We start from the raw sequence: 6,649 nt of genomic DNA, 5'->3' as shown, positions 1-6,649 counted from the left end.
CTTGTCGTCGAACTGCTTGATGTTGCCGGGGTTGACGCGGACGGCCGCACAGCCCGCCTCGATCGCCGCGAACACGTACTTCGGCTGGAAATGGATGTCGGCGATGACGGGGAGCTGCGACTTCTTGGCGATCACCGACAGGGCGTCCGCGTCATCCTGCGTCGGACAGGCCACCCGTACGATCTGGCAGCCCGACGCCGTCAGCTCGGCGATCTGCTGCAACGTGGCACCGATGTCCGACGTACGCGTCGTCGTCATCGACTGCACCGACACGGGTGCGTCTCCGCCCACGGCCACGGTCCCGACCTGGATCTGCCGCGAGACACGGCGCTCGGCGAGCTTGGTCGGAACGGACGGCATGCCGAGAGAAATCGCAGTCATCTGCTGTGCAACCCCAAGGTAAGGATCGGTCGGTCCCGAAGCTGACGGGCTCCAGCCAACGAGATTACGGCACCCCCGAACACGCGAGCACATCCGCCGCACGGGCCACCACAAGGAGGGGCGACCGGGCCCACAGCCTGCCCGGTCGCCACGAACTCCGTCTTGCTAGGAGATGCGCACCGGGTTAACGACGTCCGCGACCAGGACGAGCAGGGTAAAGCAGATGAAGATGCCCGCCACCACATAAGCCACCGGCATCAGCTTCGCCACATCGAACGGTCCCGGGTCGGGCCTCCTGAACACCTTCGCCACATTCCGCCGCAGCGATTCCCACAGGGCGCCGGCGATGTGCCCGCCGTCGAGCGGCAGCAGCGGGAGCATGTTGAACAGGAAGAGGGAGAGGTTGAAGCCCGCGACGAGGAACAGCATCATCGCGATCTGGTTCTCCGGCGGGATGTCGAGGGTGAAGACCTCGCCGCCCACGCGGGCCGCGCCGACCACGCCCATCGGGGAGTCGTCCTCGCGCGGGCCGTCGCCGAACGCCGCGTCCCACAGGGCGGGGACCTTGGACGGGAGGGCGATCAGCGACTCGACGCCGTTCTCCATCATGTCGCCCATACGGTCCACGGACTGGCCGAAGGACTGCTGGACGATGCCGGAGGCAGGCGTGAAGCCGAGGAAGCCGGCGTACACGTACTCGTCCTCGACATAGCCGCCGCTGCCGTCGCTCTTGCTGACCTGGTTGCGAATCAGGTGGGTCTGCAGGTCGACCCGCTCGCCCTTGCGCTCGATGGTGATCGTGACGTCCTTGCCGGGGTTGGCTCGGATGTCGTTCTGGAGGGTGGACCAGTCCTCGACGCGTGTGCCGTTGAACGCGATGATCTTGTCGCCCGCTTCGAGTCCTGCGGCCTTCGCGGGAGCGGCCTGGTCGCCCTTCTCACACTTCGTGCGGTTCTCGCTCTGCTGGATGACGCAGTCGGAGACCTTGCCGACCGTGGTCGTCTGGGTCTGGACGCCGAAGGTCATCATCACGCCCATGAAGATCACGACGGCCAGGATCAGGTTCATGAAGGGGCCGGCGAACATCACGATCACGCGCTTCCAGGGCTTGCGCGTGTAGAAGAGGCGGTTCTCGTCGCCGGGCTGCAGCTCCTCGAAGGACTGCGCGCGGGCGTCCTCGACCATGCCGCGCCACGGCGAGGTGGAGCGGGCCTCGAGCCTGCCGTCCGGGCCGGGCGGGAACATGCCGATCATGCGGATGTAGCCGCCGAGCGGGATCGCCTTGACGCCGTACTCGGTGTCGCCCTTCTTCCGCGACCAGATGGTCGGGCCGAAACCGACCATGTACTGCGGTACGCGGACGCCGAAGAGTTTGGCCGTGGAGAGATGTCCCAGTTCGTGCCAGGCGATCGAGAAGAGCAGGCCGATCACGAAGACGACTATGCCGAGGATCGTCATCAGGGTCGTCATGCACGGACCTCCGCCGTCGTCGTCTGCACTGTCTGGTCCCCCTGGTTCGTCAGTTCGCGGGCCCGGGCGCGTGCCCAGGTCTCCGCTTCGAGGACGTCCGCGACGGTGAGTGAGGTTCCCGTACCTCCCGTACGGGGAGTGCCGTGCTCCCCGACCACCTTCGTCACGGTGTCCATGATCCCGTTGAAGGGCAGGGCGCCGTTCAGGAACGCGTCCACGCACTCTTCGTTCGCCGCATTGAACACGGCCGGGGCCGTGCCCGCGAGTTCTCCCACATGCCGGGCGAGGCCCACCGACGGAAACGCGTCGTTGTCGAGCGGGAAGAACTCCCAGCTCGACGCCTTCGACCAGTCGAAGGCGGGCGCGGCGTCGGGGACGCGCTCGGGCCAGCCGAGCCCGATGGCGATCGGCCCGCGCATGTCGGGGGGCGTCGCCTGGGCGATCGTCGATCCGTCCGTGAACTCCACCATCGAGTGGACATACGACTGGGGGTGCACGACCACCTCAATCCGCTCGAAGGGAATGTCGTAGAGGAGGTGCGCCTCGATGACTTCGAGCCCCTTGTTGACGAGGGTCGCGGAGTTGATCGTGATGACGGGGCCCATGGCCCAGGTGGGGTGCGCGAGGGCGTCGGCCGGGGAGACGTTGGCGAGTTCTTCCTTCGTACGTCCCCGGAAGGGGCCCCCGGAGGCGGTGACGACGAGCTTGCGTACGTCGGATCTGGTGCCCGAGGCGAGCGCCTGGAACAGGGCCGCGTGCTCGGAGTCGACCGGGATGATCTGCCCCGGCTTGGCGAGCGCCCTGACCAGCGGGCCGCCGACGATGAGCGACTCCTTGTTGGCGAGCGCGAGGGTGCGGCCCGCTTCGAGCGCGGCGAGGGTGGGCGCGAGTCCGATCGACCCGGTGATGCCGTTGAGCACGGTGTGACACTCGGAGGCGGCGAGCTGCGTGGCCGCGTCCGCTCCGGCGAGGATCTCGGGCAGCGGCTCGCCGTTCCCGTGCCGCTCGCTCAGGGCCTCCCGCAGCGCCGGTACGACGTCCTCGCGGGCGACCGCGACGGTACGCACCCGAAGCCGCCACGCCTGCTCCGCCAGTAGCGCCACCCTCCCGCCCGCCGCGGAGAGCCCGCTCACCCGGAACCTCTCGGGGTTGCGTTCCACAAGGTCGATGGCCTGCGTACCGATCGACCCGGTGGATCCCAGGATCACCACGTCCCGGGGCCCGTCCGAGGTCACGGGATCGAAGACGAGATGCGGATCAGCGAGGGGCGCTGGACTGTCGCTCATTCCTCCATTGTGGCCGCACCGAGTCACTGACCGGACAGGGTGTCCCCTTCGTGGGCCTCTTGCCTCCATGTGTCACAAGACGAAGACATATCACCGCTTGTGAAGCTCACGTGAAGAAAGCGTGATAATCCTTCTCTCCTGACACTGGACGACACCCAGGGGGGGATCTCCATGCGAATACGCGCTGCCCTGCCCGCGCTCATCGGCGCCGTGGCTCTGACCGGCACGTTTCTCAGCACTCCGGCGCAGGCCGCCGGTCGCGTCTACATCTACCAGGTGTACTACGACAGCCCGGGCTCGGACAGAGGCTCGAACGCGAGCCTGAACGCCGAGTGGGTGCGGATCAAGAACTCGACGTCGTCGACGGTCGCCCTGAGGAACTGGAAGATCAAGGACGAGACGGGCTACACGTACACCTTCGGCAACGTGACGATCGGCGCCGGCAAGACCAAGAAGGTGCACACGGGCAAGGGCACCAACAACGCGTACGACAAGTACTGGGGCCGTGGCTGGTACGTCTGGAACAACGCCGGCGACACCGCCTATCTCTACAAGCCCAGCGGGGCCAAGGCCGACGACTGCACATGGGGATCGAGCGGCGACTACCGGTACTGCTGAACCGCGCGGGACCGCCGCTGCCGTCGGCGTGAGCCGTTACTTGCGCCGGCGGCGGTTCTTCGACCGGTTGGACTTGGCCGACTTGCTCGACTTGGTCGACTTCTTGGCGGGCCGCCGGGCCGGGGCAGGCTTCGTACCGGTGATCGCTTCCTTCGAAGGCGAACCCGCGGCCGAAGCAGCGGCCTTCGAAGGTGCCGGTGCCGCGTCGGAGCGGCTGAAGTCCCCCTCGACCACACCTTCCGCCGTGTCCAGCGTGGGTGCGCTGAAGTGGAGATCCTCGTCCCGCCGCCCGGGTTCCAGGGTCTCCTGACCGTCGCGGGCCTTGCCCGAGGCGTCGAGGTTGAAGACGTAGCCGACGGACTCCTCCTTGATGGCCTCCGTCATCGCGCCGTACATGTCGTAGCCCTCGCGCTCGTACTCGATGATCGGCTCGCGGCCCAGCGTCCAGCGCAGGCCGATGCCGTCGCGGAGGTAGTCCATCTCATAGAGGTGCTCGCGCCACTTGCGGTCGAGGACCGAGAGGACGACGAGGCGTTCCAGGTCACGGAGGGCATCGGAGCCGAGTTCGGCCTCGCGCTCCTCGTAGCGGGCGTGGATGTCCTCGGTGATCGTCTCGATCAGGTCGTCGGCGGTGAGGTTCGCGCGCCCGCCGACCTCGTCCTCCACGTCCTCGATGGTGACCTTGATCGGGTAGAGCTGCTTGAAGGCACCCCACAGCCTCTCCAGGTTCCACTCCTCGGGGAAACCTTCGGCGGTCTCCTCGGTGATGTACGCGCGGATGGTGTCGTCCATGAAGTGGATGATCTGTTCGCGCAGGTTCTCGCCCGCGAGGACCCGGCGGCGTTCCTCGTAGATCAGCGTGCGCTGCCGGTTGAGCACCTCGTCGAACTTCAGGACGTCCTTGCGGGACTCGAAGTGCTGTTGCTCGAGCTGGGACTGGGCGGAGGCGATGGCGCGCGTGACCATCTTGTTCTCGATGGGTATGTCCCCGGGGACGTTCGCCATCGCCATCACACGGTCGACGACCTGCGCCCGGAACAGCCGCATCAGGTCGTCCTCCAGGGACAGGTAGAAGCGGGAGGCGCCGGGGTCGCCCTGCCGGCCGGCGCGTCCGCGCAGCTGGTTGTCGATACGACGCGACTCGTGGCGTTCGGTGCCGAGGACGTAGAGCCCGCCGAGGTCGATCACCTCGTCGCGCTCGGCCGCCACGGACTGAGTCATCCTCTCGAGCGCGGCGCGGTACTCCTCGGGGTGGTCCTCCGGATCGAGCCCCCGCCGGTCCAGTTCCGCACGCGCCATCGCCTCGGGGTTGCCGCCGAGCATGATGTCGGTGCCGCGGCCCGCCATGTTCGTGGCCACGGTGACCGCGCCCCTGCGGCCGGCCTGGGCGACGATCTGCGCCTCACGCTGGTGGTTCTTGGCGTTGAGCACCTCGTGCCGGATACCCCGCCGCTTCAGCTGCGCGGACAGCAGCTCGGACTTCTCGACGGAGGTGGTGCCCACCAGGATCGGCTGGCCCTTCGCGTGCCGCTCGGCGATGTCGTCGACGATCGACGTGAACTTCGCGTCCTCGGTGCGGTAGATCTGGTCGGCGTCGTCCGCGCGGATCATCGGCCGGTTCGTGGGGATCGGCACCACGTGCAGCTTGTAGATCTGGTGGAACTCGGCGGCCTCGGTCATCGCCGTGCCGGTCATCCCGGCGAGCTTCTCGTACAGCCGGAAGAAGTTCTGCAGGGTGATCGTCGCGAGGGTCTGGTTCTCGTCCTTGACGGTCACGCCCTCCTTGGCCTCGATCGCCTGGTGCAGGCCCTCGTTGTAGCGGCGCCCGGCGAGGATGCGGCCGGTGTGCTCGTCGACGATGAGGACCTCGCCGTCGATGACCACGTAGTCCTTGTCCTTCTTGAAGTGCTCCTTGGCCTTGAGGGCGTTGTTCAGGTGGCCGATGAGGGGCGTGTGGTCGGACTCGTAGAGGCTCTCGATGCCGAGCTGGTCCTGGAGGTACTCGACCCCGCTGTCCAGGATCGCCACCGTGCGCTTCTTCGGGTCGTACTCGTAGTCGTGCGTGGCCCGCAGTTCGGCGAGGCGTTCCTTGTCCATCGGCGAGGTGAAGTGCTCCTCCTGGATGGAGACGCCCCGCATCCGCGTGACCATCTTGGCGAACGCCTCGTACCAGTGCGCCGGCTGATCAGCCGGACCGGAGATGATCAGCGGCGTACGGGCCTCGTCGATGAGGATCGAGTCTGCCTCGTCGACGATCGCGAAGTGGTGGCCGCGCTGCACGAGTTCGTTCTGCGACCAGGCCATGTTGTCGCGCAGGTAGTCGAAGCCGAACTCGGTGTTGGTGCCGTAGGTGATGTCGCGGGCGTACTGCTCGCGCCGCTCGGCCGGTGCCGACTGCGACTTGATGACGCCGACGGTCAGACCCAGGAAGCGGTACGCCCGGCCCATCCACTCGGCGTCGCGCTGGGCGAGGTAGTCGTTCACCGTGACGAGGTGGACGCCCTTGCCGGTCAGGGCGTTCAGATACACGGGCAGGGTCGCGACAAGGGTCTTGCCCTCGCCGGTGTGCATTTCGGCGATATTGCCGAAGTGGAGTGCCGCGCCGCCCATGATCTGTACGTCGAAATGGCGCATTCCGAGGGTGCGCCGGGAGGCCTCGCGCATCGCGGCGAAGGCTTCGGGCAGCAGATCGTCGAGGCTTTCGCCGTCGGCGTGGCGCTTTTTGAACTCGGGGGTGAGATCCCGTAGTTCGTCGTCGGTCATCCCCTCGAATTCCTCTTCCAGGGAATTGACCTGTTCGGCGATGCGCTGCAGCCTGCGCAGCATGCGTCCCTCGCCGGCCCGCATGATCCGGCCGGTGATGCGCTCGAGAGTGGCCACTGGAATTCCCCCTC

The 6,649-nt window shown here is 67.0% G+C and carries 5 protein-coding genes; 1 reads left to right on the top strand and 4 read right to left on the bottom strand.

Features of this window, described 5'->3' with window-relative positions:
- From OP79_RS17665 to dxr, 3 genes are all read right to left on the bottom strand, one after another.
- Positions 1-381, bottom strand: a 381-nt coding sequence (locus OP79_RS17665; protein WP_169786201.1) for a flavodoxin-dependent (E)-4-hydroxy-3-methylbut-2-enyl-diphosphate synthase, incomplete at its 3' end; no start/stop codon positions are given.
- A 165-nt stretch (positions 382-546) separates the two neighbouring features.
- The gene (locus tag OP79_RS17660; protein ID WP_033321165.1) at positions 547-1,851 is read right to left on the bottom strand and encodes a M50 family metallopeptidase; all 1,305 of its coding nucleotides are present in this window, start codon (positions 1,849-1,851) and stop codon (positions 547-549) included.
- Positions 1,848-3,137: a 1-deoxy-D-xylulose-5-phosphate reductoisomerase gene (gene dxr / locus OP79_RS17655; RefSeq protein WP_033321164.1), complete on the bottom strand. Its 1,290-nt coding sequence runs from the start codon at positions 3,135-3,137 to the stop codon at positions 1,848-1,850. The genes OP79_RS17660 and dxr overlap by 4 nt, the downstream gene beginning before the upstream one ends.
- 171 nt (positions 3,138-3,308) lie before the next feature.
- Here dxr and OP79_RS17650 point away from each other — a divergent pair, with 171 nt between their 5' ends.
- A complete protein-coding gene (locus OP79_RS17650; RefSeq protein WP_033321163.1) occupies positions 3,309-3,755 on the top strand; it encodes a lamin tail domain-containing protein in 447 nt (148 codons plus the stop codon).
- Between the two features lie 36 nt (positions 3,756-3,791).
- Here the strand turns inward: OP79_RS17650 and secA are convergent, their stop codons facing one another.
- Positions 3,792-6,602, bottom strand: coding sequence for a preprotein translocase subunit SecA (gene secA, locus OP79_RS17645; RefSeq protein ID WP_078491848.1), 2,811 nt, complete (start codon positions 6,600-6,602; stop codon positions 3,792-3,794).
- Positions 6,603-6,649: the final 47 nt, after the last annotated feature.

The organism is Streptomyces yerevanensis, assembly GCF_000716805.1.
Taxonomy (GTDB): Bacteria; Actinomycetota; Actinomycetes; order Streptomycetales; family Streptomycetaceae; genus Streptomyces; species Streptomyces flaveus.
The sequence above is the reverse complement of the archived record's forward strand: the minus strand, read 5'-3'. Positions and strand labels throughout refer to the sequence as shown.

What these genes read in the sequence shown, in the direction of transcription:
- OP79_RS17660 (WP_033321165.1), bottom strand. Translation starts at nt 1,851, where the DNA reads ATGACGACCCTGATGACGATCCTCGGCATAGTCGTCTTCGTGATCGGC.
- dxr (WP_033321164.1), bottom strand. Translation starts at nt 3,137, where the DNA reads ATGAGCGACAGTCCAGCGCCCCTCGCTGATCCGCATCTCGTCTTCGAT.
- OP79_RS17650 (WP_033321163.1), top strand. Translation starts at nt 3,309, where the DNA reads ATGCGAATACGCGCTGCCCTGCCCGCGCTCATCGGCGCCGTGGCTCTG.
- secA (WP_078491848.1), bottom strand. Translation starts at nt 6,602, where the DNA reads ATGCGGGCCGGCGAGGGACGCATGCTGCGCAGGCTGCAGCGCATCGCC.